The sequence below is a fragment of the Streptomyces griseicoloratus genome (assembly GCF_014534645.1).
GTDB lineage: Bacteria > Actinomycetota > Actinomycetes > Streptomycetales > Streptomycetaceae > Streptomyces > Streptomyces griseicoloratus.
In genome coordinates this window covers 18,398-42,914 of record NZ_JACVQF010000224.1, presented here as the reverse complement: position 1 = coordinate 42,914, position 24,517 = coordinate 18,398, and the positions used below count along the sequence as shown (strand labels likewise).

The window sequence follows — 24,517 nt, the reverse complement described above, 5'->3', positions numbered from 1 at the left end:
ACTCCCAGCGGCTCCAGGGTGAGCGGTGCGCCCGCGTCGGTGCGCTCGCCGGCGAGCAGGTCGGTGGCGGTGGCGTGGGCGATCAGGCGGGCCGGCGTGAGGTCGGCGGTGACCGGGACGACGTCCACATCGGCGCCGGCCTCGCGGGAGGCCCGGTAGTAGGCGTGGACCTGTTCCTGGTAGCGGACGAGCCGGGACGGGCCGTCGGAGATCTCCAGCGCCCACCGGCTGTCCCAGTCGAAGAGGAGGGCGGTGCGGGCGGGGGTGCGGGCGCCCAGGGTCGCGGCGCCCAGGGCGTTCAGCTCCTCCCCCAGTGCGGCGACCTCCTGGAAGACGCGGGTGTCGGCACGGCCCGCGTGGCCGATGACCGCTCCGTGGTACTTCTCGCAGGCGCCGCGTGAGGCGCGCATCTGGAAGTAGAGGGACGCGTCCGCGCCGTACGCGATCGCCTGCCAGGTGGCCAGGCGCAGTTCGCCGGGGCGGCGCAGCGGGTTGACGTCACGGCAGGCGGTGGTGGACGGGGTCTGCTCCATCAGCCAGAAGGGGGCGCCGTCCTTCAGGCCGCGCATCAGGTCGTGGGCGGGGCGTCGAGGGGCGGGTAGCTGTCCCAGGACGCGAAGTCGAGGTGGGGCGCCCAGCGGTGGTAGTCGAGGGGGCGGTACACGCCCATGAAGTTGGTGGTGACGGGCGTGTCCGGGTCGTGGGCGCGGATGGCGTCCTTCTCGGCGCGGAAGCAGCCGAGCAGGGCGTCGGTGGTGAAGCGGTGGTAGTCCAGCGTGATGCCCTGGAAGGCGGTGTGGCCGGGGCCGCGCCAGTGCTCGGTGAGGGCGCTGGGCGGCTCGATCTGGTCCCAGTCGGTGTAGCGGTGCGACCAGAAGGTGGTCCACCAGGCGTCGTTGAGGGCGTCCAGGGTGCCGTGGCGTTCGCGGAGCCAGGCGCGGAAGGCGTCGGCGCACAGGTCGCAGTAGCAGGCGCCGCCGTACTCGTTGTTGACGTGCCAGGCGAGCAGGGCGGGGTGGTCGCCGTACCCTTCGGCGAGGCGGGCCGCCAGCGCGGTGGCCGCGCTCCGGTACCGCGGTGAGCTGGGGCAGAAGTTGTGGCGTTGGCCGTAGCGGTGCCGGCGGCCCTCGAAGTCGGTGCGGTTGACCTCGGGGTGCCGTTGGGCGAGCCAGGGCGGGAGGGCGGCGGTGCCGGTGGCCAGGCAGACGCGGCGGCCCTCGGCCGCGGCGCGGTCCAGGACCCGGTCCAGGACGGTGAAGTCGTAGGTGGCCTCGGCGGGCTGGGTGAGCGACCAGGAGAAGACGCCGACGGTGAGGGTGTCGATGCCGGCCCGGGTGAACAGCCGGTGGTCCTCGTCCCAGACCTCCTCGGGCCACTGCTCGGGGTTGTGGTCGCCGCCGTACGGGATCTTCGGGGTGCGGGGCGCGGTCATGCCGTGAAGTCCTCCTGGGTCTCCGCGATCACCGGGCGGCCGCTGTGCAGCAGGGAGAGCAGCAGCGGGGCGGCCAGCAGGGCGGGCAGGGCCTCGGTCAGCAGGGCGGTCAGGGCGGCGGTCAGCAGCAGGAGCGAGCCGGCGCCGAGGGTGGCGCGGCCGTGCCGGAACAGGAAGTACGCCGCGAGGCGGGCGGTGTCGCGGGCGCGGAAGGTGAACAGGGAGGTGAGCAGGAGGGCGTGCGCGCCCCACAGGAGGGAGCCCGCGCCGACCAGCGCGAGCAGCACCGCCCACCAGGCGGGCAGACCGGTGACGGAGAAGTGGGTGAGGGTGAAGGCGATGAGGGTGAGCCAGGCCAGCAGGGGTGCCCACAGCTTCAGCGCGGGCAGGGCGTTGAGCCGCCAGCCGCGCGCGTAGGCGCGGGCCGGGTGCAGGTCGGTGAGGTCGTGGCTGCGGTGGTGCAGGGCGTGGACGGCGGCGGACAGCGCCGGGCCGAGCGGCAGCAGGCAGCAGGCGGCGAGGGGCAGGTTGGCGGGGTCGGGGGCGAGCAGGAACAGCCCGGCGAGGCCCGGGGCGGCGGCCAGGAGCAGCAGGGCCTCGACGGTGAGCAGGGTGTGGACGAGGGCGGCGGCCCGGGAGAGGGCGCCGGTGCCGAAGCCGGCCGTCCGCGCGGTGCTCACGCCGGCTCCCGGCCGAGCAGGCGCCGCTCGTCCCACCAGGGCGGGGTCTCGTCCTCGACGCGGCTCAGCTCCACGAAGGCGACCTCGTGGCGGGCGAGGGTGAGGGGCAGGTCCACGCGTCCGTCCTCGATGGGCAGCCGCCGGTGGCTGCGGGCGGGTTCGGAGGCTTCGTGCAGGACGTCGATCTGGTGAGGCCGGGGGGAGCGCGGGCTGCCCATGCGCCGCCAGGCGGTGTACGCGTTGCCGTGCTCCTCGTCGACGGTCAGGCGCCACAGGAACGCCTCGCCGCGGCCGCCGACGGGGACGGAGAGCCGCAGCGTGTGTCCGTCCGGCCCGGGGGTGGCGCCGGACGGGTCGACGGGGGCCCAGGCGAGGACGGTGACCCGGCCGTCCGGGTGCCGGGTGACGAGGTGGTCGTCACCGCGCGTCAGCAGGTCCCGGCCCATGCGGGCGAGGAACGCGTACAGGTGGTACGCCGGCTTCCTGACCTGCCGGTGGGTGAGCAGCCCGAAGCCGCCGTGGAACAGCGCCGTGGGAATGCCGGCCTCCTCGAAGACGTCGCTGAACGTCCAGTACGAGAAGGAGTCGGCGAGGTCGCCGCCGGCCACCACGACCGGGGCGAGGTAGGCGGCGTGGAAGGCGGTGTCGTGGACGGGGTTGTCGGGCCGGTAGGAGGAGTTGAACTCCGTGATGTGCACCGGCACGTCCGCCAGCCGGGTGCCCTTCAGCTCCCGGCGCGGCGCGGCGAACTGGTCGAGCAGGCGGCCGGCGGGGGCGAGCGTCTGGTGCACGCCGAACGGCACGTGCTGGGCGGGGCCGGAGCTGTAGGCGTGCCGGGAGACGAAGTCGACGGGCACCGCGCGCCGCTCGGCGAACTCCGCGAACCGCAGCAGCCATCCCTCCCCCGCGCCCGGGGACAGCGCCGGGCCGCCGACCCGGAGGTCCGCGTCCACCTCCTTCACGGCGTGCGCGGTCGCCTCGTACAGCCGGTGGTACGCCTGCTCGTCCGCGTCCTGCCAGAAGTCGGGCAGGTCGGGTTCGTTCCACACCTCGACGGGCCAGGTGCGGACCTCGTCGATGCCGTACCGGTCGACGAGGTGGGCCAGGGTCGCCCGGACCAGCGCGGCCCACTCGGCGAGGTCCCGGGGCGGGGTGACGTTGCCGCGCCACCAGAACACCGTCCGGTCCCCGCTCGCCAGGCCGCCGGGCATGAACCCGAGTTCGAGGAAGGGCCGGATGCCGGCGGACAGGTAGGCGTCGACGACCTGGTCGAGGTGGGTGAAGGAGTGGTGGACGTGCCGGGTGCCCGCGTGGTCGTAGGGGCGGTGGATGCCCATGCCGTCGCTGAACAGGCCGTGCCCGCGGATGTGCCGGAAGCCGATCTCGCGCTGGAGCAGGGCGAGGGAGTCCTGGTAGTCGCGGCGCAGGGCGAGGTCGAGGCGGCCGGTGCCGACGCAGTGGCGCCAGGCGTCGGGGAAGGTGCCGGCCGGCTCGGCGGGGACGCGGATCATCCGTGCTCCTTCCTGAACCGCTCGTACGCCTTGTTGTGCAGGTCGATGAGCTGGTCCATGTTCTTCGCCTTCAGCTCGCTCACGTAGGCGTCCCACTCGGACAGCGGGCGCTTGCCGAGGACGAAGCGGAGCGTGTTCTGCCGGACGTGGTCCTTGAGCGGGGTGTCCCAGAGGGTGGCCTGTTCCTGCTCGACGGACTGCAGGGGGTGGGCCGGGTCCACGGGCAGTTCCTCCCGCTGGGACATGGCGTCCTGGAACTTCTTCTCGTCCGGGCCGAAGGAGGAGGAGACCAGCTCCCAGCTGCCGCCGTAGGAGAAGACGCCGTTGTAGAAGCCGTAGTCCTTCTGGAGGTCCTTGGGTGCGTCCGGGTCGGATCCCATCAGGGTGATGCCCTCGGCGACCCGGTAGCCGCCGCCGGACTCGGTGTAGGTGACGCCCTCGACGCCCCACTTGGTGAACTTCTGGCCCTCGTCGGAGTACCAGAGCCAGTCCACGAACTGCATGAGCGCGACGAAGTCGTCGCGCTTCAGGGCGTCGCTGGAGATCATCATGCCGTTCTCCAGGCGGGAGCCGCCGAGCACCACGGGGCCCGCCGGTCCGAGCGGTACCGGGATCATCTCGATCGTTGCGCCCTTGACCTGCCGCTGGAGGTTGTAGCGGTAGTTCTGGACCAGCTCCTGCGGGTTGGCGCTGATCGCGAAGGATCTCTCGGAGAGCAGTTTCTTGACCGCGTCGTCGTCGCTCTGGGTGAAGCCCTCCGGGTCCATGAGTTTCTCGTCGACCAGTTTCCGCAGGTACTCGATCACCTGGCGGTACTTCTCGGTGGCCCCGGTGAAGACGAACTTCTCGCCCTGGGCGTCCCAGCTGGCGTTCAGGTACGACCAGCCGGCCCGGACGCCGTACGCCTGGCCCACGCTCTGCAGCAGGGCGCCGGCCGGCTCGGGCTGGTTCCAGCGGTCGGAGAAGGGGTAGCGGTCGGGGTACTCCGCCTTGATCGCCTTGAAGACCTCGTACACCTCGTCCCAGGTGGACGGCGGCTCCAGGCCCAGCCGGCCGAGGACGTCCGTGCGCAGGGCGAGGGAGTAGCCGGACTTGACGCGCTCGTGCAGTCCGGGCAGCAGGTAGTACTTGCCGTCGGACTGGCGCAGCGAGTCCACCTCGGGCTCCAGCTTCCATCTGCGCAGCTTGTCGCGGAAGTTGGGCATGAGCTCGATGTGGTCGCCGACCGGGAGGATCGACCCGGAGGACACGAACGGGGTCTCCTGCCCGGGGTAGGTCTTGGGGATCAGCAAGGGGGCGTCGCCCGCCCCGATGAGCAGGCTGCGCTTCTTCTCGTAGTCGCTGTAGGGGACGTCGGTGGTCTTGAGGGTGACGCCGGTGCGCCGGGTGAGCTCCTTCCAGAACAGCCAGCCGGCCTTGGGCGGGTAGACGGGGTTGCTCAGGTTCAGCAGCGAGAAGGTCAGGGGCTCGGTCGCCTTGAACGGCTGGCCGGCCCGGTACTCCTGCATCGCGCCTTCGCGCTTCTTCGACAGGTCCTTGGCGTCCGCGCCGTCGTCACCGCTGCCGCAGCCGGTGAGGCCGGCGAGACCGATGAATCCGGCGGCGGCCAGGATCTGGCGCCGCGACAGCTGTCCTGTGTTCTTCACGGATGACTCCCTCGTTCCCGGGGTCGGGTGGGACGGGTGGGACGGGCGCGGCTTCAGCCCTTGACCGCGCCGAGCATCACGCCCGACACGAAGTAGCGCTGGACGAACGGGTACACGCACAGGATCGGCAGCGCGGTGAGCACGATGGTGACGGCCTGGATGTTGGCCATGGCCTGGGTGAGCTGCTCGGTTCCCGCGCCGGCCCCGGTTCCGCCGGTGGCGCCCGCGATGAGGTTGCGCAGGTAGACGGTGACCGGCATCAGCTCGGCCCGGTCCATGTAGAGGAAGGCGCCGAACCAGGAGTTCCAGAAGGAGACCGAGTAGAACAGCACCATGGTCGCGACGACCGCCTTCGACAGCGGCAGCACGATCCGCAGCAGGATGCCGTAGGTGCTCAGGCCGTCGATCTGGGCGGCCTCCTCCAGCTCGTCCGGGAGGCTCTCGAAGAAGGCCTTCATCACCAACAGGTTGAACACGCTGATCGCGTTCGGGAGGGCGAGCGCCCACACCGTGTTCTTCAGTCCGAGGCTGGTGACCAGCACGTAGGTGGGGATCAGGCCGCCGGAGAAGAACATGGTGAACACGGCGACGCCGACGAGGACGCCCCGGCCCCTGAGGTGCTTCTTGGACAGGACGTAGGCGTAACAGGTCGTCAGGAGCATCGCGACGGCGGTGGCCACGACCGTGTAGAACACGGTGTTGCCGTAGTTGCGCCAGAACATGCCGTCCTGGAAGACGATCTTGTAGGTGGTGAGGTTGAAGCCCTTGGGCCACAGCGTCACCTCGCCCGCGCGGATCTGGCGTTCGCCGCTGAAGGAGCGGGCGACGATGTGGACGAAGGGGTAGAGCGTCACCACCACGACGCCGGTGAGGACCAGGCCGTTGACGCCCTGGAAGACGCGGTAGCCGCGGGTGGGCCGGTCGGTGCTCACCACAGGCTCGTCCCCACCGTGCGGCGGGAGAGCTGGTTGGCCGAGGTGATCAGGACCAGGCCGATGATCGCCTCGAACAGGCCGATGGCGGCCGCGTAGCTGAAGCTGTTGGACTCGACACCGGTCCGGTAGAGGTACGTGGAGATCACGTCACCGGTCTGGTACGTCAGCGGGTTGTACAGCAGCAGGACCTTCTCGAAGCCGACCGCCATGAAGGTGCCGATGTTGAGGATCAGCAGCGTGATCATGGTGGGGCGGATGCCGGGCAGGGTGACGTGCCAGATCTGCCGCCAGCGGTTCGCGCCGTCGATGCGGGCGGCCTCGTACAGGTCCTCGTCGATGGTGGTGAGCGCGGCGAGGTAGAGGATCGTGCCCCAGCCGGCGGTCTGCCAGATCTCCGAGCCGACGTAGATGGTGCGGAACCACTCGGGTTCCTGGATGAACCGGACCGGCTCGTGCCCGAACCAGCCCAGGACGTGGTTGACCGGGCCGTCCGTGGCGAGCATCTGCAGGGTGATGCCGGCGACGATCACGACCGACAGGAAGTGCGGCAGGTACGACACCGACTGCACGAACCGTTTCAGGGCGCGTCTGCGCACCTCGTTGAGGAGCAGCGCGAGCACGATCGGGATCGGGAAGCAGAAGACGAGGGTGAGGCCGCCGAGCCAGAGGGTGTTGCGGAACACCTGCCAGAACGTGGGGTCGGTGAGGAACATGCGCACATAGCGCAGGCCCACCCACTGCTCGCCCAGGACCGAGCCGCCCGGTTCGAAGCGGCGGAACGCGATCACGTTGCCGATCATCGGCAGATAGCGGAAGACCAGGAAGAACAGCAGCGGCAGGACGGCGAGCGAGTACAGCTGCCAGTCGCGGCGCAGCGCGCGCCGCCATCCCGTGGCGGCGGGGCGCCGGGCGGGGCCGGGCGCGGCCCGGGCGGGCGGCGGGTCCTGGGTACCGGGCGGTGGAGCCGGCGTGGTGGAGGTGCTCATGCTCGGGCCTCCCCGTGCGTGGGACGCGGAACCGAAACTTTCGAGCTCTTACCGGTAACTCCGCGGAAACTTAGGGGCACCTGGAAAGCGCTGTCAATGGCTGCTGCACGGCGAGGATTGAGAGGTGTGCGGGACGGGAAGGCAATGACCTGCGTCTGTGGCAGCGAAAGCCGGGCTGCTACGGTCGTCCGGAACTTTCTGGGAATTGAGCGCAACAATCGGTCCCCGAGCCCGCTGCGAGGTGCCGCCGTGCCCGCGTTCGACCTGCCGCCGACGGAGCTGGAGCGCCACCGCCCGCCCCTCGACGAGCCCCCCGACTTCGACGACTTCTGGCGCCGCACCCTTGCCGGGGCGGCCGGCGACCCGCTGGTGTCGGTGCGCCCGGTGGACAACGGCCTGCGGCTCACCCGCACCTGGGACGTGACGTTCCGGGGCTTCGGCGGCGATCCGGTGCGCGCCTGGTTCAGCAGGCCGGCCGGGGCGGACCGGCCGCTGCCGGGGGTCGTCGAGTACACGGGGTACGGCCGCGGACGCGGCCTGCCCCACGAGCGGCTGACCTGGGTGAACGCCGGGTACGCGCATCTGCTGATGGACAACCGCGGCCAGGGCGACCAGTACGGCTGCGGCGGCGACACCCCGGACCCGCACGCCGGTGCGCCGGGCGGCCCCGGCGCGGCCGTGCGCGGCCTGCTCGCTCCGGAGGACCACCACTACCGCCGGCTGATCACCGACGCGGTGCGCGCGGTCGCCGCGCTCCGGGCGCTGCCGGGCGTGGACGGTGCCCGTACGGCGGCCGTCGGCAACAGCCAGGGCGGAGGGCTGGCACTCGCGGTCGCGGGCCTGGTGCCGGATCTGACGGCGGTCCTCGTCACCGCCCCGCTGCTGTGCGGCATCCGGCGCGCGCTGGACCTCACCGACGCGGGGCCCTACGGCGAGATCGCGGCCTACCTGTCCGTGCACCGCGGCGCCGAGGAGGCCGCGTACCGGACCCTGTCGTATCTGGAGGGCGTCTCCTTCGCCCGCCGCGCGACGGCGCGGGCCCACTTCGGCGTGGGCCTGCGCGACACGGTGTGCCCGCCGAGCGGGGCGTACGCCGCCTTCAACCGCTACGCCGAACTGACCGGCACGGAGCCCGGCAAGGAGATCCACGCCTACCCGTTCAACGGCCACGAGGGGGGAGACGCGGTGCACGTGCGCCGGCAACTGGCGTGGCTGCGGGAGGCGGTGTGAGGGCCGCGCACGGCGAGGGCCGCACCCCCGTGCCGGGGATGCGGCCCTCGACCGCTGTGCCGTGCCGCCTACTTGCGGATCAGGCTGCGCAGCACGTACTGCATGATGCCGCCGTTGCGGTAGTAGTCCGCCTCACCGGGGGTGTCGATGCGGACGACCGCGTCGAACTCGACGCCGGTGTCGGTGGTGACCTTCACCGTGCGCGGCGTGGTGCCGTCGTTCAGCTCGGTCACGCCGGAGATGGAGAAGGTCTCCTCGCCGGTCAGGCCGAGGGACTCGGCGGTGGCGCCCTCCGGGAACTGCAGCGGCAGGACGCCCATGCCGATGAGGTTGGAGCGGTGGATGCGCTCGTAGGACTCGGCGATGACGGCCTTGACGCCGAGGAGCGCGGTGCCCTTGGCGGCCCAGTCGCGGGACGAGCCGGAGCCGTACTCCTTGCCGGCCAGGACGACCAGCGGGATGCCGGCGGCCTGGTAGTTCTGCGAGGCGTCGTAGATGAAGGAGACCGGCCCGCCGTCCTGCGTGAAGTCGCGGGTGTAGCCGCCCTCGGTGCCCGGCGCGATCTGGTTGCGCAGGCGGATGTTGGCGAACGTACCGCGGATCATGACCTCGTGGTTGCCTCGGCGGGAGCCGTAGGAGTTGAAGTCACGACGCTCCACACCGTGCTCGGTGAGGTACTTGCCCGCCGGGGTGTCGGCCTTGATGGCGCCGGCCGGGGAGATGTGGTCGGTGGTGACCGAGTCGCCGAGCTTGGCGAGCACGCGGGCGCCGGAGATGTCCTCGACCGGGGCCGGCTCCATCTGCATGCCCTCGAAGTACGGGGGCTTGCGGACGTAGGTCGACTCCGCGTCCCACTCGAAGGTGTTGCCGGTGGGGATCGGCAGCGCCTGCCACTGGGCGTCGCCCGCGAAGACGTCGCTGTAGGACTTGGCGAACATGTCCTCGCCGATGGCGTTGGCGACGACGTCGTTGACCTCGGCCTCGGTCGGCCAGATGTCCTTCAGGTAGACCGGCTTGCCGTCGGTGTCGGTGCCCAGGGCGTCCTTGGTGATGTCCACCTTCATGGAGCCCGCGATGGCGTAGGCCACGACCAGCGGCGGGGACGCCAGGTAGTTCATCTTGACGTCGGGGTTGATGCGGCCCTCGAAGTTCCGGTTGCCGGACAGGACCGAGGTGACGGCGAGGTCGTGGTCGTTGACGGCCTTGGAGACCTCCTCCGGCAGCGGGCCGGAGTTGCCGATGCAGGTGGTGCAGCCGTAGCCGACGAGGTTGAAGCCGACCTTGTCGAGGTAGGGGGTCAGGCCCGCCTTCTCGAAGTAGTCGGTGACGACCTTGGAGCCCGGGGCGAGGGTGGTCTTGACCCACGGCTTGCGGGTCAGGCCCTTCTCGACCGCCTTCTTGGCCACCAGGGCGGCGGCGACCATGACGTACGGGTTGGAGGTGTTGGTGCAGGAGGTGATGGCCGCGACCGTCACCGCACCGTGGTCCAGCTCGTAGGTGGTGCCGTCGGGGGCGGTGACCGGGACCGGGTTGCTCGGGGCGCCGTTGGGGGCGACGGCCGGGGCGTCGGAGGCCGGGAAGGACTCCTGGCCGGCCTCGTCGACGGTGTCGACGTAGTTGCGCACGTCCTGCTTGAACTGCTCGGCGGCGTTCGCCAGGACGATGCGGTCCTGCGGGCGCTTCGGGCCGGCGATCGACGGGACGACCGTCGACAGGTCCAGCTCCAGCTTCTCGGAGAAGTCCGGCTCGGCGGCCGGGTCCAGCCAGAGGCCCTGCTCCTTGGCGTACGTCTCGACCAGCTTGACCTGCTGCTCGGAGCGGCCGGTCAGGCGCATGTAGCTCAGCGTCTCGTCGTCGATCGGGAAGATCGCGGCGGTGGAGCCGAACTCGGGCGACATGTTGCCGATGGTGGCGCGGTTGGCCAGGGAGGTGGCGGCGACGCCCTCGCCGTAGAACTCGACGAACTTGCCGACGACACCGTGCTTGCGCAGCATCTCGGTGATGGTCAGCACCAGGTCGGTGGCGGTGGTGCCGGGCTGCAGCTCACCGGTGAGCTTGAAGCCGACGACGCGCGGGATCAGCATGGAGACCGGCTGGCCGAGCATGGCGGCCTCGGCCTCGATGCCGCCGACGCCCCAGCCGAGGACGCCGAGGCCGTTGACCATGGTGGTGTGCGAGTCGGTGCCGACCAGGGTGTCGGGGTACGCCTTGCCGTCGCGGACCATGACGACACGGGCCAGGTGCTCGATGTTCACCTGGTGGACGATGCCGGTGCCGGGCGGGACGACCTTGAACTCGTCGAAGGCGGTCTGGCCCCAGCGCAGGAACTGGTAGCGCTCCTTGTTGCGGCCGTACTCCAGGTCGACGTTCACCTTGAAGGCGTCGTTGGTGCCGAACTTGTCGGCGATGACGGAGTGGTCGATGACCAGCTCGGCCGGGGCCAGCGGGTTGATCTTCGCCGGGTCGCCGCCGAGCTCCTTGACGGCCTCGCGCATGGTGGCGAGGTCCACGACACAGGGCACGCCGGTGAAGTCCTGCATGATCACGCGGGCCGGCGTGAACTGGATCTCCTGCGACGGCTGGGCCTGCGAGTCCCAGTTGCCGAGGGCACGGATGTGGTCGGCGGTGATGTTCGCGCCGTCCTCGGTGCGGAGCAGGTTCTCCAGCAGCACCTTCAGGCTGTAGGGAAGGCGCGCGCTGCCCTCGACCTTGTCCAGCCGGAAGATCTCGTACGACTCGTCGCCCACCTGCAGCGTGCTGCGGGCGTCGAAGCTGTTCGCCGACACGACAGTCTCCTTCATTTATGTGCGCGTACCACCGCATCCTGCCGCCACGCCGCCCTGGCCGATCCGCTAAGGTAAGGCTAAGTTAGGTAACCCTTACCAGGGTGGCGGCTGCGGTGCGCCTCGGCAGATATCTCGATGTCGAGATAACTCTAGTACATGGGGGCGTGCTGGTCATGTCCGGCCCCGGCGAGCCGTCGCGACGGAAGGCCGGACGGCCGCCGGGACGCGTATTGAACTGCCCAGTCCAATACTGTTAGCCTGCCGGCATGGCGCGACCGAGGACTTTCGACGAAGAGCGCGCCCTGGACGGTGCCATGCGCCTGTTCTGGGAGACGGGGTACGAGGCCGCGTCGACCCAGGCCCTGTGCGAGGCGACCGGCCTGGGGCGCAGCAGCATCTACAACACCTTCTCCAGCAAGCACGCCCTGTTCATCCGCGCGCTGGCGAACTACCTCGACACCATGGCGGACAACCAGGCCGCCATCCTGGGCGATCCCGCCCAGCCGCCCCTCACTCGCCTGCGGAACATGTTCACCTCGGTCATCGACACCGAAGAGGCCAACCGCCGCGAGCGGCTCGGCATCGGCTGCCTGGGAGTCAACAGCAGCGTGGAGCTCTCACGGCGCGACCCGGAGGCCGCCCGGCTGCTGCAGCGCGACCTGGAGCGGCGCCTCGGGACCCTGCAGGACCTCATCGCATCCGGTCAGCACGCCGGAGAGATCTCCGGGACCCGCAGCGCGCGCGAGTTCGCCCTGTTCCTCAACGCGACCGTCGCGGGCATGCGCGTCTCCGCCCAGAACGGCCTCGACCGCAGCGCGCTGGAGAGCATCGCGGACGCCGCACTGGACGCCCTCGCCCCCTGACCCACCGCACACCGGACGGCCTGCCGTCCAGGCATGCCCCGATTTTGAACTGATCAATACAAAACTCTCGACGGAACGACACGCAATCCGAATCCGACCAAGGATGTGACCTGCTCATGCCACGCGCTGTCCATGTGCTGGCCCTAGGCATCTTCGCCATGGTGACCAGCGAGTTCGTCGTCGCCGGCCTCATGCCGCAGATGGCGGAGGGGCTGGATGCGACCGTCCCTCAGATCGGCTACCTCATCACCGCGTTCGCCGTCGCCATGGCGGTCGGCGGCCCCTTCCTGACCGTCGCGCTGATGAGGCTGCGCCCCAAGCCGGCGCTGCTCGTCCTCTTCGCCGTCTTCCTCGCCGGCAACGTCCTGGCCGCGACCGCCGGAAGCTACGGCGTCATGCTGGCCGCCCGCGTCATCACCGGGACGGCTTCGCAGGCGTTCTTCGGGGTCGCCATCTCGGTGTGCTCCTCGATCACCCGTGAAGAGGTCCGCGGGCGCGCCATCGGCGTGGCCATGAACGGCCTCATGCTCGGCACCCTGCTCGGACTGCCCATGGCCACCTTCATCGGCGGCAACCTGGGCTGGCGGGCCGCCTTCTGGGCCATCTCGGCACTCACCGTCGTCGCCGCCGTGGCCACGCTCCTCGGGGTTCCCCGGCTCGACCGTCCCGGCGGCTCCGCGGGCACGCTGCGCGAGGAGGTCCGGGTCTTCCGGAAGCCACGGCTGTGGCCGGCGCTGTGCACGAGCACGCTCATCATCGGCGCCACCTTCTCCGCCTTCAGCTACTTCAATCCCATCCTCACGGAGGTCAGCGGCTTCGGCGAGTCGACGGTCCCCGTCCTGCTCATCGCCTACGGCGCCGCCACGGTCGCCGGCAACACCGTCGTCGCGCGCCTCGCCGACCGGCGGACCATCGGCGTACAGGTGGCCGGCCTCGCCCTCAACGCCCTGTTCCTGACCGGCTTCGCGCTCTTCGCCCACGTGAGCGCCGCCGCGGCCGTCCTCATGATGGGCATCGGCCTGGTCGGTGTGACCATGAACCCGGCCATGGTGACCCGCGTCCAGCGGGCCGGGAACCACGGTCCGCTCGTCAACACGGTCCACTCGTCCTTCATCACCCTCGGCGTCGTCATCGGCTCGTCGGCCGGCGGCGTCTTCGTGGACGCCTTCGGACTGCGCTCCCCGCTGTGGCTCGGCGCCGCGCTGGCCCTCCTCGGCCTGCTGAGCCTGCTGCCGGAGCTCGGAGGACGCGGGCGCACCGGCCCGGCACCGGCGGCAACCGAAGCGCCGGACCCCCTCGAAACGGGCACCGGCACGCCCGCGGCGGCGAACTCCACGGCGCGGGCGAGGACCTGACCGGACCGGGCGGCTCCGGCGGCGGGTGGGGAACTCGGTTCCGGCGGGTGGGGAACAGACCGCAGCCCCCCACCCGCTCGGGCCACCGAGTACGACATCGCCGGATTTTCCCGATTCTTTCGGGCGACCTCATACCCCTCCGTCCAGGGACTTCTGGCGCCGTGTCACCCGAACGGACCCCCCGAGAGGCGCCATCTCATATCTGAGATAACCTCAACCCCATGGCAGACGACTACCTCGTACGCATCGGCAAGCTCATCCGTGACGCCCGGCAGCACCGCGGCTGGACGCAGTCGCAGCTTGCGGAGGCGCTCAACACCAGTCAGAGCGCCGTCAACCGCATCGAGCGCGGGAACCAGAACATCAGCCTTGAGATGATCGCCCGGATCGGCGAAGCGCTGGACAGCGAAATCGTCTCCCTGGGCTACGCGGGTCCGATGCACCTGCGAGTGGTCGGCGGCCGTCGCCTCTCCGGTGCCATCGACGTCAAGACCAGCAAGAACGCCTGCGTCGCCCTGCTGTGCGCCTCGCTGCTCAACAAGGGGCGCACCGTGCTGCGCAGGGTCGCCCGCATCGAGGAGGTCTACCGCCTCCTGGAGGTGCTCGGCTCCATCGGCGTACGCACCCGCTGGATCAACGACGGCGTCGACCTGGAGATCGTGCCGCCGGCCGAGTTCGACATGGCGGCCATCGACGCCGAGGCCGCGGTGCGCACCCGGTCCATCATCATGTTCCTCGGCCCGCTGCTGCACCACATGGACCGCTTCAAGCTGCCCTACGCGGGCGGCTGCGACCTGGGGACGCGGACCATCGAGCCGCACATGATCGCGCTGCGCCGCTTCGGCCTGGACGTGGCGGCGACGGAGGGTCAGTACCACGCCGTGGTCGACCGGTCCGTCCGCCCCGCCCGCCCGATCGTGCTGACCGAGCGCGGGGACACGGTCACCGAGAACGCGCTGCTGGCCGCCGCCCGCCACGACGGCGTCACCGTCATCCGCAACGCCTCCTCCAACTACATGGTCCAGGACCTGTGCTTCTTCCTGGAGGCGCTGGGCGTCAAGGTGGAGGGCATCGGCACCACCACGCTCACCGTGCACGGCGTGCCGGTCATCGACGTCGACGTGGACTACTCCCCCTCCGAGGACCCGGTGGAGGCGATGAGCCTGCTGGCCGCCGCGGTGGTGACGGAGTCGGAGCTGACGGTGCGCCGGGTCCCGATCGAGTTCCTGGAGATCGAGCTGGCGGTCCTGGAGGAGATGGGCCTCGACCACGACCGCACGCCCGAGTACGTCGCCGACAACGGCCGCACCCGCCTGGTGGACCTCACCGTCCGGCCCTCCAAGCTGGAGGCGCCGATCGACAAGATCCACCCGATGCCGTTCCCGGGGCTGAACATCGACAACGTCCCGTTCTTCGCGGCGATCGCGGCCTCCGCGCAGGGCCAGACCCTCATCCACGACTGGGTCTACGACAACCGCGCCATCTACCTGACCGACCTCAACCGCCTCGGCGGACGCCTGCAACTCCTCGACCCCCACCGGGTACTGGTCGAGGGCCCCACCCGCTGGCGCGCCGCCGAGATGATGTGCCCGCCCGCCCTGCGCCCCGCCGTCGTCGTCCTGCTGGCGATGATGGCGGCCGAGGGCACGTCCGTGCTGCGCAACGTGTACGTCATCAACCGCGGCTACGAGGACCTGGCCGAGCGCCTGAACTCGGTGGGGGCGCAGATCGAGACGTTCCGGGACATCTGACCGGCGGACGCCGTCACACGGTCCCCGCGGCCCGCGCGCACGCGGGCCGCGGGGACCGGTGCGCAGGGCTTCAGGGGCCGGACGGGGTGAGGAGTACGAAGTCCGCGTTCGACGGGTCCAGGCAGACGGCCAGCCGGCCCACGCCCTCCGCGTCCTTAGGCCCCATCTGCACGCTGCCGCCGTTGCCGGTGACCGCGGCGACCGCGGCGTCGCAGTCGGCGACGGCGAAGACCGGGTGCCAGTACGGCCGCCCGTCCGCCAGGGCGAGGTCCCCCTCGCGGAGCTGCATGACGCCGCCCTGCATACGGTCCTCGGGGAGACCGGCGGGAGTGATGAGGGAGTACGTGCCCCCGCCGCCCGGCAGTTCCATGTCGCTGAACCGCCAGCCGAGGACACCGCCGTAGAACTCCTTCGCCGCCGCGGCGTCGCTCGTGTACAGCTCGGTCCAGGACAGCGAGCCCGGCAGGTCCACCAGCTCGACGCCCTTCTCCCTCCCCGGCTGCCAGACGGCGAACTGGCCTCCCAGCGGGTCGCTGAACTGCGCCATCCGGCCCCAGTCGTCCAGGTCCGTCGGGGCCACCCGCACCGTGCCGCCGGCGCGCTGAACGGCCTCGGCCGTGGCGTCGGCGTCGACGACGCGGTAGTAGATCATCCAGGCGGAGCGCGCTCCCTCCTCGGTGAGCCTGCCGAGCCCGGCGACGATTTTGCCGTCCTTCCGGAACGTCCCGCCCTCCGTGTCCTCACCCTCCCCCATGGACTCGAACTCCCAGCCGAGCACGGCACCGTAGAAGGACGCGGCGGCCCTGACGTCGGGGGCGCCGAGGTCGAGCCAGCAGGGGGAGCCGGGGACGAAATCGGTGGTGATCACGGCGATTCCCTTTCGCAGGTCCGGTGTGATCCCAGCGTGACACCGGGCACCGGCACTCGCGCGCCGGCCCGGCCGTCCGGACGCTCTCGCGTCATTTCCCGCTTTTCCTACAGGGATACTTTCGGGCCTGTGTGAATTCTCTATTGCGTAAGCATCCTAGAAATCGTTCACTCGACTGCCGCGCATCCGACGGAGTATGCAGACGTTACTTCGGATATGACCGAGGAAAACGGGGAAATGGTCTCCTACTTGCTGGCACGGGAGCACGGCGACGTCACCGAAGGGGGGTGTTCGTCCCACCGCGTGACCGAACCCGTCCTCCAACGGCTCCTGGACGTCCTGACCGAGCTGGAGGCGGGGCTCGCCGAGCAGCGGAGCCGGTCACAGGGCACCCTGACGTACACGCGGGCGGAGTGATCCGGCCCCCTCATGCATCACGAACGAATCGATCGCCGCACGTCCTACGCCGAGGGGCCGTTCCCCGCTGCGGGCACCGGCCGGCACCGGGCTCCCGCCGAAGCGCACCCGGAAGCCCTGGTGCCTCCGGACCCGGGGTGGGACCCGGCCGAGGAACTGGCCTTCCTGCTCCAGGACGCGATGGAGCAGCAGGCGCACGCCGCGCAGGAGACGGACGCCTCGGCCATCGACCCGGCGCCGGGATCGCCGCTGGGCAATCTGCAGGAGATCACCGCCGAACTGCCCCCGCTGAGAGATTCCCCCACGAGCCACCGCAGGGTCCGCAGAGGCAGAAAGGTGAGCCGCCTGCGCGCCGCGAGCCTCTTCCTCGCGGCGCTGGCCGCGGTCATCGCGGCCTCCGTGAGTCTGTTCGGCGGGATGGTGGCCTACGAGCCGCTGCGCCTGACCGCGGTGTCCCGCGCGCAGGACGGGGTCGTCTCGTGGTGGCCACTGCTGGTCTACGGGCCCTGGCTGGTGGCCTCGCTGTCCGTCCTGCGGGCCGCGCTGCACCGGCGCCGCGCGGTCCACTCCTGGGCCGTGGTCCTGCTCTTCTCGTGCATCGCGATGCTGTTGTGCGTCGCCCAGGCGCCCAGAACGCCCACCGACACCGCGGCGGCCGCCCTGCCCGGGCTGGCCTCGCTGATCTGCTTCCAGCAGGTCGTCCGGCAGATCACGCTCACCCGTCCGCCCCGCAGAAGCGTGCCGCGGCACCGGCAGCGCGCCGCACCGGCGCACTCCGGTGAGCCGGCCCGGGACCTGCCGTTCCCGCACCAGCGGCATCCCGCCGATCCCACGCGGTCCGGCGCCCGGGACCGCCCGGCGCGCCGCGTGCCCGGCCCGCCCGGCCGGCCGACGGGGCAGCGGCCCACGTCCGGACGGTGAGGGGGCGCCCCGACGGGGCGCCCCCTTTTTTCTTTTCAGGTCGCGGTCAGCCCGTGGTGCAGGCCGCGCCGTTCAGGGTGAAGGACGCGGGGACGCCGTTGCCGCCGGTGGACGTTCCGTTGAGGCCGAAGCTCACCGATCCGCCGGCGGGGATGGTCCTGGTCCAGGACTCGTGGGTGACGATGACCCGGTCGCCGTCCTGGGTCGCCCTGGCGTTCCACACGGAGTTGATCCGCTGCCCGCCCGGGAAGGCGAAGTCCAGCCGCCAGCCGTCGACCGGGGCGGTGCCGGTGTTGCGGATCGTCACCTCGGCGTTGAAGGAGCTGCCCCAGTCGCTGAGCCGGTAGGCGATCGCGCAGGACCCGGTCTCGCCGCCCTGGTCGGCCGCGGTGGTGGCGGTGACGGAGGCGGAGCGGGACGAACGGTTGCCGGCCGCGTCCCGGGCGTAGACGGCGAAGGTGTACGCGGTCTTCGGGGCCAGGCCGGTGATGTCGGCGCCGGGAGTGGCGGAGGTGGCGACCACGGTCTCGGTGGAGCCGTCGACACGGACGACGTCGTACCCGGTCACCGCGGTGTCGTCGGTGGCGGCCGGCCAGGCGAGCCGGAGGCTGCGCGCGGTGATGCCGGAGGCGGTGGGGGTGCCGGGGGCCGTGGGGGCGGTGGTGTCGCCGCCGGAGCCGGCGAAGACGCTCGCCTCCCGGGCGGTCGCCTTGATGCCGTCGGCTCCGTCGAACAGCCGCCGGCCCCAGGCGCTCAGCCGGCCGGGGTCGAAGTTCTGGGCCAGGTCCAGGTACTCGACGCCGCCGCCGTTGCCGCTCCAGGACCAGCCCAGGTAGCCGATGCCGAGGGACTGGGCGGTGGCCATGATGGCGTCCTCGTCCGGGTTGCCGTCGGAGTGCATGTCCCCGAACTCCCCTACCACGACCGGTAGTCGGGCCTGCACGAACCGGCCGAGGTAGTCGCGCACCTCGGCGGCGGTGTCGTACACGCCGTACATGTGGATGTCGAAGACGGTGTTGCGGTCCGGGTCGGCGGCGAAGACGTCCGCGGCGTTGTCGCGCATGGTGAACGACCAGTCCTGGCCCCAGTTGGGTGCGTCGACCATGAGGGTGTGGTCGAGTCCGGCCGTGCGCAGCCGTCCGATCGCGGTCTTGGTGTCGGCGGTCCACGCCTGGTAGCCGGTGTTGCCGTACGGCTCGTTGCCTATGTTGACGAGGACGTACTTCTCCTGGCCCACGAGGGCGTCCTTGACGCCGAGCCAGTAGTCCACGGCCCGGGACAGCGGGGCCGCGGCGCCCGCCTCTCCGTAGCCGGTGGTGTCGTGCGCCTCCAGGACGCACACCAGGCGGTTCTCCTTGCACTCGGCGACGACGTGCGCGACGTCGGCGGTGTCGTTCCTGGTCCACTGGTCGCCGGTGCTGAGGACCACCCGTACGGAGTTGGCGCCCAGGGCCTTGATGTCCTTCAGGGCCTGGTCGGTGCGGTCGGGGTACCAGGTGTGCGCGTGGTTGACACCGCGCAGGACGAAGTCCTCGCCGTTCGCGTCGAGCAGGCGGCCGTCGCTCACGTGGAATCCGGCCGCGTCCGCGGCGTGGGCCGGCTGGGCGACGGTGAGGAGGGAGGCGCACACGGCGAGGAGGGTGCTCGTCGCGGCGGCCAGTTTCTTTCTCATGGGGGGCTCCCGGCTCGATGGAGGGCACGTCGAATCAGTCCTGTGCATGACAACGCTGGACACGGGGTGGTGCGGGGCACGGCCCCGAGATTAAGCGGCCCCCATGGGCGACACAACACTTCATACAGAACCGGTTAAGTTTAGTTGTTCAGCGCATTACGAATGCTTTGAGCCAGCCTGCTTAACCGGTACACCCGACCCCGCGCTGGTCCGGTGGCGCGGGGGTGGTGACGGTCGAGCCGATCTGCACGGGACGCGATCAGGCCTCGACGAGGGTGATGTCCTGGCGCTGGATGGCGTGGAAGGCCGGCAGCTGCATGAGCCCCACCTGGCGCAGTTCCATCAGGGTCGCCTCGACATGGGCCGGGCCGGCCTTCAGGGCGGCGGGGGACGACAGGACCCGGCCGGTGTTCACCCAGCGGTGCTCCTGTCCGTCGCACACGGCGCGGGTGCCGCCGATGCCGTACGAGGTGAGGCCCGAACCCTGGGACAGGGAGGAGCTGACGAAGACCGGATTGGTGCCGGACAGGCAGCGGTAGGTGCCGGAGAGGGTGATGGTGCCGTCCGTGGCGATGCTGCCGGTCCGGTCGACGGTCACCGTCTCCGTTCCGTCGTCGGGGGCCGCGGTCGCGGCCGGGGCCGCGAGGAGGAACAGGGCGGCGCCGGCGGCCGCTGCGCAGGCGGCGGGTCGTACACGCATGGTGGGGTCTCCCGGTTGTTCGAGTGGAGGGGATTCCACTGGTACCGGGCGGACGGGCCGGCGGCCGTCATCGTCACCCTTCGGTGGCGAGTCCGCTCCGCCCGACGGCCTCACCGCCGAGCAGGGCCGGCGCCTGGCCGAAGGGCCCGCGGTCACGGCAGTACGGCGAATCCGTCCAGCTCCACCAGGGCCCGCTCGTCCCACAGGCGTACGACCTCCACGACGGCCATGGCCGGGTAGTCGCGGCCGGCCAGTTGGCGCCACAGGCGGCCCAGTTCGGCGGCGTGGGCGCGGTAGGCGGCGACGTCCGTGGCGTAGACGGTGACGCGGGCGAGGTCGGCCGGAGTGCCGCCGGCCGTGCGCAGGGCGGTCAGCAGGTTGGTGAGGGCCTGTGCGAACTGCTCGGGGAGGGTGTCGCCGGTGATCTTGCCGTCGGCGTCGAGGGCGGTCTGACCGGCCAGGAAGACGACGCGGGTGCCGGTGGCGACGACGGCGTGGGAAAAGCCGGTGGGCGGGGAGAGTTCGGGCGGGTTCACCCGTTCGGCGGTCATGCCCCGGCCTCCTCGTCCGCGTCGTGCTTCCGGTACAGCTCCTTGGCGATGATGCCGCGCTGCACCTCGCTCGCTCCCTCGTAGACGCGGGGGGCGCGCACCTCGCGGTAGAGGTGTTCGAGGAGGTGGCCGCGGCGCAGGGCGCGGGCGCCGTGCAGCTGGACGGCCCGGTCGACGACGTACTGGGCGGTCTCGGTGGCGAGCAGTTTCGCCATGGCGGCGCGCTGCGGGACGTCCGGCGCGCCCTCGTCGTACGCCGTCGCCGCCGCGTACACCATCAGGCGGGCCGCCTCGGTGCGCAGGGCCATCTCGGCGACCTGGTGGGCCACGGTCTGCAGGTCGCGGAGCTTGCCGCCGAAGGCGTCACGGGCGCCGGTGTGCGCCAGGGTCGCGTCCAGGGCCGCCCGCGCCATGCCGACCGCGAACGCGCCGACGCTGGGGCGGAACAGGTTGAGGGTGCCCATGGCGACCCGGAAGCCGCGGTCCGGCTCGCCGAGCACGTCGTCGGCCGTGACGGGCACGGCGTCGAACGTCAGGGCGCCGATCGGGTGCGGCGAGAGCATGTCGAGGGACGTGCCGGTGAGGCCGGGGCGGTCGGCGGGCACCAGGAAGGCCGTGACACCACGGGCTCCGGCGTCCGGGGTGGTGCGGGCGAAGACGGTGTAGAAGTCGGCCTCCGGGGCGTTGGAGATCCAGCACTTCTCCCCGGTGAGCCGCCAGCCGGCCCTGCCGTCGCGACGCGCGGCAAGAACCGACGCGTCCGCCGACGCGGCATCCGACACCCCGTCGGAGCCACCGCGCTCCCCCACACCGGAACCGCCGAACGCGCCCGGAGCCCCCGCGTCCGGGCTGTCACCCGTCGAGCGCGAGCCTGCGTACCCGCCACGCTCCCCCGCACCCGGACCGCCGGCCGCCGGACCGACGTACCCGCCCGACGCCCCCGCGGCCGGGGGGTCACCCGCCGCGCCGGCACGCGGACCGCGCTCCCCGCTGACCGGCCCTTCGCCCGGAGACCCGGCACGTCCGGCCCGCCCCCCGGTGACCGGTGGATCGCCTGGGGAAGCGGAACGCCCGCCGCGTTCCCCGGTGGCCGGCCCTTCGCCCGGTCGGTGCGCCGGGCCGGTGTCGGCGTCCGGTGGGCCGTGCCGTTGCGGCCGTATCGGTGCGTCCGGCCGGTCCGCCGGTTCCGCGCGCAGTGTCAGCGCTGCCGCGTCCGAGCCGGCGGCGGGCTCGCTCAGGGCGAAGGCGGCCACCGCGCTGCCGTCGCGCACGCGCGGCAGCCAGCGGGCCCGCTGGGCCGCGGTGCCGTGGGCGTGCACCGGATGGGCGCCCAGGCCCTGGAGGGCGAGGGCGGTCTCGGCCTCCGTGCAGGCGTAGGCGAGGGACTCGCGCATCAGGCACAGGTCGAGCGCGCCGGAGGTGAAGAGCCGGGACAGCAGGCCGAGGCTGCCGAGTTCGGCGACCAAGGGGCGGTTGACGCGGCCGGGTTCACCCTTCTCGGCCAAGGGGCGCAGCCGTTCGGCCGCCAGGGTGCGCAGCTCCTCGCACCAGGTCAGTTGTGCCGGTTCGAGCGAGAATGCGGTCATCGCCGGTCCCTTCACTGCCCGTTGACCCACGACGAGGCTATCGCGAACCGTTGACTGTCGTCACCAACACGATACGCTCGTTGCGCGAGCCCACCACGACAAAGGGGGCGAACCGCCGTGGCAGATCCGCACCGCTCGGCCCACGTCGACACCTTCGCGCGCGACCACCTGCCGCCCGCCGACCAGTGGCCCGAGCTCCGCTTCGACCTGCCGGAGCTGCGCTACCCCGCGCGGCTGAACTGCGCGGCCGAACTGCTCACCGGCCCGCCCGACGACCGCCCGGTCTTCCGCACCCCTTCCGGCGGCACCTGGACGTACGGGGAGCTGCGCGCCCGCGTCGACCGGATCGCCCACCTCCTCACCGGCGACCTCGGTGTCGTCCCCGGCAACCGGGTGCTGCTGCGCGGCCCCACCACCCCGTGGCTGGCGGCCTGCTGGCTGGCGGTGCTGAAGGCGGGCGCGGTGGCGGTGACCGTGCTGGCCCAGCAGCGGCCGCACGAGCTGAGCACGATGTGCGAGATCGCGCGGGTGCGGCACGCCCTGTGCGACGTCCGCGCCGTCGACGACCTCGCCAAGGCGGAGATCCCGGGCCTGCGGATCACGACCTACGGCGGCGACGCGCCCGACGACCTGCTGCGTCGCACCGCGCCCTCCGCGCCGTATCCGGCCGTGGAGACCGCGGCCGACGACGTGGCGCTGATCGCCTTCACCTCGGGCACCACCGGACGCCCCAAGGGGTGCATGCACTTCCACCGCGATGTGCTGGCGATCGCCGACACCTTCTCCCGGCACGTGCTGCGGCCCCGCGCGGACGACGTGTTCGCGGGCAGTCCGCCGCTCGGCTTCACCTTCGGGCTCGGCGGGCTGGTCGTCTTCCCGATGCGGGCCGGGGCGAGCGCCCTGCTGCTCGAACAGGCCGGTCCCCGGCAGCTGTTGCCCGCGGTCGCCGAGCACCGGGTGTCGGTGCTGTTCACGGCGCCGACGGCCTACCGGGCGATGCTCGACGAGCTGGACGGGTACGACCTCACCTGCCTGCGGCGCTGCGTCTCGGCGGGCGAGAACCTGCCCGCGTCCACCTGGCGGGCCTGGCACGAGCGCACGGGTCTGCGGATCATCAACGGGATCGGGGCGACGGAGCTGCTGCACATCTTCGTCTCCGCCGCCGACGGGGACATCAGGCCGGGCACGACGGGCGTCCCCGTGCCGGGGTGGCACGCGCGCGTGCAGGACGAGAGCGGTGAGCCCGTGCCCGACGGGCAGCCCGGGCTGCTGGCGGTGCGCGGTCCGGTCGGCTGCCGGTATCTCGCCGACCCGCGGCAGCGGGAGTACGTGCGCGGCGGCTGGAACATCACCGGGGACACCTACGTCCGCGAGCCCGACGGCTACTTCCGGTACGTGGCCCGCGCCGACGACATGATCATCTCCGCCGGCTACAACATCGCCGGGCCGGAGGTCGAGGAGGCGCTGCTGCGGCATCCGGACGTCGTCGAGGCGGCGGTGGTCGGCCGGCCGGACGCGTCGCGCGGACAGGTCGTGGTGGCCTACGCCGTGCTCAAGGAGGGCGCCGAGCGGGACGCCGAGGCGCTGCGCGCGTTCCTGGTGTCCGAGCTGGCACCGTACAAGTGCCCGCGCGAGATCTTCTTCCGGGACGCGCTGCCGCGCACGGCGACCGGCAAGCTCCAGCGGTTCCGGCTGCTGGGCGCCGGCGACACCCGAGGCGACCGGGCGTGATACCGACGACCTAAGATGATCAACGTGTCCGACCAGCATGCGCAGCACGCCCCGAGGTCCCTGATCGTCACCCTCTACGGCGCGTACGGCCGCTACGTGCCGGGCCCGCTGCCCGTCGCCGAGCTGATCCGGCTGCTGGCGGCCGTCGGGGTGGACGCGCCGTCCGTGCGTTCGTCGGTGTCCCGGCTGAAGCGACGCGGACTGCTGGTGCCCGCCCGCACGGCCCAGGGCGCCGCCGGCTACGAACTGTCCGCCGAGGCCCGGCAGTTGCTCGACGACGGGGACCGGCGCATCTACGCGCGGGCGCCCTACGAGGACGAGGGCTGGGTGCTCGCCGTGTTCTCCGTGCCCGAGTCGGAGCGGCAGAAGCGGCACGTGCTGCGCTCCCGCCTGGCCGGGCTCGGCTTCGGCACCGCCGCCCCCGGCGTGTGGATCGCCCCGGCCCGGCTGTACGAGGAGACCCGGCACACGCTGGCCCGGCTGGGCCTGGAGGCGTACGTGGACTTCTTCCGCGGTGAGCACCTGGGCTTCACGCCGACCGCCGAGGCCGCGGCGCGCTGGTGGGACCTGGCCGCCATCGCCAAGGAGCACGAGGCGTTCCTCGACCGCCACGCGCGCGTCCTGCGCGACTGGGAGGGCCGGGAGGACACCCCGCCGGAGGACGCGTACCACGACTACCTCCTCGCCCTGGACTCCTGGCGCCACCTGCCCTACACCGACCCCGGGCTGCCCGCCCGGCTGCTGCCCGGAAACTGGCCGGGCGTGCGGTCGGCGGCGGTCTTCCGGGCCCTGCACGAACGGCTCAGGGACGCGGGGGCGGTCTTCGCGGGGGTGGGCGAGCAGTGAGGTACGGACGTGTCCCGCATCACATGTGCGTGCGATAAGGGAACCCTCAG

Annotated in this window: 18 protein-coding genes and 3 pseudogenes; 8 read left to right on the top strand and 13 right to left on the bottom strand. The window is 71.6% G+C overall.

The annotated features are described in order from the left end of the window. Positions 1-44: 44 nt before the first annotated feature. From H0H10_RS32010 to H0H10_RS31985, 6 genes and pseudogenes are all read right to left on the bottom strand, one after another. Positions 45-1,432: pseudogene (locus tag H0H10_RS32010) on the bottom strand (beta-galactosidase); the annotation flags it as partial. Continuing rightward, positions 1,429-2,112 (bottom strand): hypothetical protein, encoded by a 684-nt coding sequence (locus H0H10_RS32005; RefSeq protein ID WP_188184662.1) that lies wholly within the window; start codon positions 2,110-2,112, stop codon positions 1,429-1,431. The pseudogene H0H10_RS32010 and the gene H0H10_RS32005, both read right to left, overlap by 4 nt. After that, the gene (locus tag H0H10_RS32000; protein ID WP_188184661.1) at positions 2,109-3,623 is read right to left on the bottom strand and encodes a GH39 family glycosyl hydrolase; all 1,515 of its coding nucleotides are present in this window, start codon (positions 3,621-3,623) and stop codon (positions 2,109-2,111) included. The genes H0H10_RS32005 and H0H10_RS32000 overlap by 4 nt, the downstream gene beginning before the upstream one ends. Continuing rightward, positions 3,620-5,269, bottom strand: a complete 1,650-nt coding sequence (locus tag H0H10_RS31995) for an ABC transporter substrate-binding protein (protein ID WP_188184660.1) — start codon at positions 5,267-5,269, stop codon at positions 3,620-3,622. The genes H0H10_RS32000 and H0H10_RS31995 overlap by 4 nt, the downstream gene beginning before the upstream one ends. A gap of 53 nt (positions 5,270-5,322) precedes the next feature. Next, complete coding sequence (locus H0H10_RS31990) at positions 5,323-6,204, bottom strand: carbohydrate ABC transporter permease (protein WP_188184659.1); 882 nt, start codon at positions 6,202-6,204, stop codon at positions 5,323-5,325. After that, a complete protein-coding gene (locus tag H0H10_RS31985; protein ID WP_188184658.1) occupies positions 6,198-7,190 on the bottom strand; it encodes an ABC transporter permease in 993 nt (330 codons plus the stop codon). Before H0H10_RS31985 ends, H0H10_RS31990 begins: the two co-directional genes overlap by 7 nt. 249 nt (positions 7,191-7,439) lie before the next feature. On the opposite strand from H0H10_RS31985, the gene H0H10_RS31980 reads away from it, so the two are divergent. Beyond that, the gene (locus tag H0H10_RS31980; protein WP_188184657.1) at positions 7,440-8,420 is read left to right on the top strand and encodes an acetylxylan esterase; all 981 of its coding nucleotides are present in this window, start codon (positions 7,440-7,442) and stop codon (positions 8,418-8,420) included. Between the two features lie 68 nt (positions 8,421-8,488). Here H0H10_RS31980 and acnA read toward each other — a convergent pair whose 3' ends face one another. After that, positions 8,489-11,206 carry an aconitate hydratase AcnA gene (gene acnA / locus H0H10_RS31975; RefSeq protein ID WP_309141939.1) on the bottom strand — a complete coding sequence of 906 codons (2,718 nt, stop codon included), beginning with the start codon at positions 11,204-11,206 and terminating at the stop codon, positions 8,489-8,491. A 266-nt stretch (positions 11,207-11,472) separates the two neighbouring features. Between acnA and H0H10_RS31970 the strand changes: the two genes are divergently transcribed. The 3 genes from H0H10_RS31970 to H0H10_RS31960 all read left to right on the top strand — a co-directional run bounded on the left by H0H10_RS31970 (position 11,473) and on the right by H0H10_RS31960 (position 15,175). Continuing rightward, positions 11,473-12,069 carry a TetR/AcrR family transcriptional regulator gene (locus H0H10_RS31970; protein WP_188184655.1) on the top strand — a complete coding sequence of 199 codons (597 nt, stop codon included), beginning with the start codon at positions 11,473-11,475 and terminating at the stop codon, positions 12,067-12,069. 116 nt (positions 12,070-12,185) lie between these two features. Further along, on the top strand, positions 12,186-13,424 hold the full coding sequence (locus H0H10_RS31965; protein ID WP_188184654.1) for an MFS transporter: 1,239 nt from the start codon (positions 12,186-12,188) through the stop codon (positions 13,422-13,424). Positions 13,425-13,645: 221 nt separating this feature from the next. Further along, positions 13,646-15,175, top strand: a complete 1,530-nt coding sequence (locus H0H10_RS31960) for a helix-turn-helix domain-containing protein (protein ID WP_188184653.1) — start codon at positions 13,646-13,648, stop codon at positions 15,173-15,175. Positions 15,176-15,245: 70 nt separating this feature from the next. Here H0H10_RS31960 and H0H10_RS31955 read toward each other — a convergent pair whose 3' ends face one another. After that, a complete protein-coding gene (locus H0H10_RS31955; RefSeq protein WP_188184652.1) occupies positions 15,246-16,043 on the bottom strand; it encodes a VOC family protein in 798 nt (265 codons plus the stop codon). A gap of 237 nt (positions 16,044-16,280) precedes the next feature. Between H0H10_RS31955 and H0H10_RS31950 the strand changes: the two genes are divergently transcribed. Together H0H10_RS31950 and H0H10_RS31945 are read left to right on the top strand one after the other, a co-directional pair. Continuing rightward, a complete protein-coding gene (locus H0H10_RS31950; protein WP_188184740.1) occupies positions 16,281-16,460 on the top strand; it encodes a hypothetical protein in 180 nt (59 codons plus the stop codon). A gap of 12 nt (positions 16,461-16,472) precedes the next feature. Beyond that, positions 16,473-17,381 carry a DUF2637 domain-containing protein gene (locus H0H10_RS31945; RefSeq protein ID WP_188184651.1) on the top strand — a complete coding sequence of 303 codons (909 nt, stop codon included), beginning with the start codon at positions 16,473-16,475 and terminating at the stop codon, positions 17,379-17,381. A gap of 46 nt (positions 17,382-17,427) precedes the next feature. On the opposite strand, the gene H0H10_RS31940 is transcribed toward H0H10_RS31945, so the two are convergent. From H0H10_RS31940 to H0H10_RS41525, 5 genes and pseudogenes are all read right to left on the bottom strand, one after another. Continuing rightward, entirely contained in the window at positions 17,428-19,053 is a 1,626-nt protein-coding gene (locus tag H0H10_RS31940) for a cellulase family glycosylhydrolase (protein WP_188184650.1), read from the bottom strand. Between the two features lie 259 nt (positions 19,054-19,312). After that, positions 19,313-19,753: a DUF6299 family protein gene (locus H0H10_RS31935; protein WP_188184649.1), complete on the bottom strand. Its 441-nt coding sequence runs from the start codon at positions 19,751-19,753 to the stop codon at positions 19,313-19,315. 152 nt (positions 19,754-19,905) lie between these two features. Continuing rightward, complete coding sequence (locus tag H0H10_RS31930) at positions 19,906-20,304, bottom strand: RidA family protein (protein ID WP_188184648.1); 399 nt, start codon at positions 20,302-20,304, stop codon at positions 19,906-19,908. Next, positions 20,301-21,074 (bottom strand): annotated as a pseudogene (locus H0H10_RS41330) (acyl-CoA dehydrogenase family protein); the annotation flags it as partial. The pseudogene H0H10_RS41330 and the gene H0H10_RS31930, both read right to left, overlap by 4 nt. A gap of 402 nt (positions 21,075-21,476) precedes the next feature. After that, positions 21,477-21,890, bottom strand: a pseudogene (locus tag H0H10_RS41525) (acyl-CoA dehydrogenase family protein); the annotation flags it as partial. 117 nt (positions 21,891-22,007) lie between these two features. Between H0H10_RS41525 and H0H10_RS31920 the strand changes: the two are divergent. Then, positions 22,008-23,621 (top strand): AMP-binding protein, encoded by a 1,614-nt coding sequence (locus tag H0H10_RS31920; RefSeq protein WP_373566937.1) that lies wholly within the window; start codon positions 22,008-22,010, stop codon positions 23,619-23,621. A 15-nt stretch (positions 23,622-23,636) separates the two neighbouring features. After that, positions 23,637-24,467: a PaaX family transcriptional regulator gene (locus H0H10_RS31915; RefSeq protein ID WP_188184646.1), complete on the top strand. Its 831-nt coding sequence runs from the start codon at positions 23,637-23,639 to the stop codon at positions 24,465-24,467. Positions 24,468-24,517: the final 50 nt, after the last annotated feature.

Excerpts from the sequence above, each read along its gene's own strand:
- H0H10_RS31960 (WP_188184653.1), top strand. The coding sequence starts at position 13,646 with ATGGCAGACGACTACCTCGTACGCATCGGCAAGCTCATCCGTGACGCC.
- H0H10_RS31970 (WP_188184655.1), top strand. The coding sequence starts at position 11,473 with ATGGCGCGACCGAGGACTTTCGACGAAGAGCGCGCCCTGGACGGTGCC.
- H0H10_RS32000 (WP_188184661.1), bottom strand. The coding sequence starts at position 3,623 with ATGATCCGCGTCCCCGCCGAGCCGGCCGGCACCTTCCCCGACGCCTGG.
- H0H10_RS31935 (WP_188184649.1), bottom strand. The coding sequence starts at position 19,753 with ATGCGTGTACGACCCGCCGCCTGCGCAGCGGCCGCCGGCGCCGCCCTG.
- H0H10_RS31915 (WP_188184646.1), top strand. The coding sequence starts at position 23,637 with ATGATCAACGTGTCCGACCAGCATGCGCAGCACGCCCCGAGGTCCCTG.
- H0H10_RS31965 (WP_188184654.1), top strand. The coding sequence starts at position 12,186 with ATGCCACGCGCTGTCCATGTGCTGGCCCTAGGCATCTTCGCCATGGTG.
- H0H10_RS31985 (WP_188184658.1), bottom strand. The coding sequence starts at position 7,190 with ATGAGCACCTCCACCACGCCGGCTCCACCGCCCGGTACCCAGGACCCG.
- H0H10_RS31945 (WP_188184651.1), top strand. The coding sequence starts at position 16,473 with ATGCATCACGAACGAATCGATCGCCGCACGTCCTACGCCGAGGGGCCG.
- H0H10_RS31940 (WP_188184650.1), bottom strand. The coding sequence starts at position 19,053 with ATGAGAAAGAAACTGGCCGCCGCGACGAGCACCCTCCTCGCCGTGTGC.
- H0H10_RS31950 (WP_188184740.1), top strand. The coding sequence starts at position 16,281 with ATGGTCTCCTACTTGCTGGCACGGGAGCACGGCGACGTCACCGAAGGG.
- H0H10_RS31930 (WP_188184648.1), bottom strand. The coding sequence starts at position 20,304 with ATGACCGCCGAACGGGTGAACCCGCCCGAACTCTCCCCGCCCACCGGC.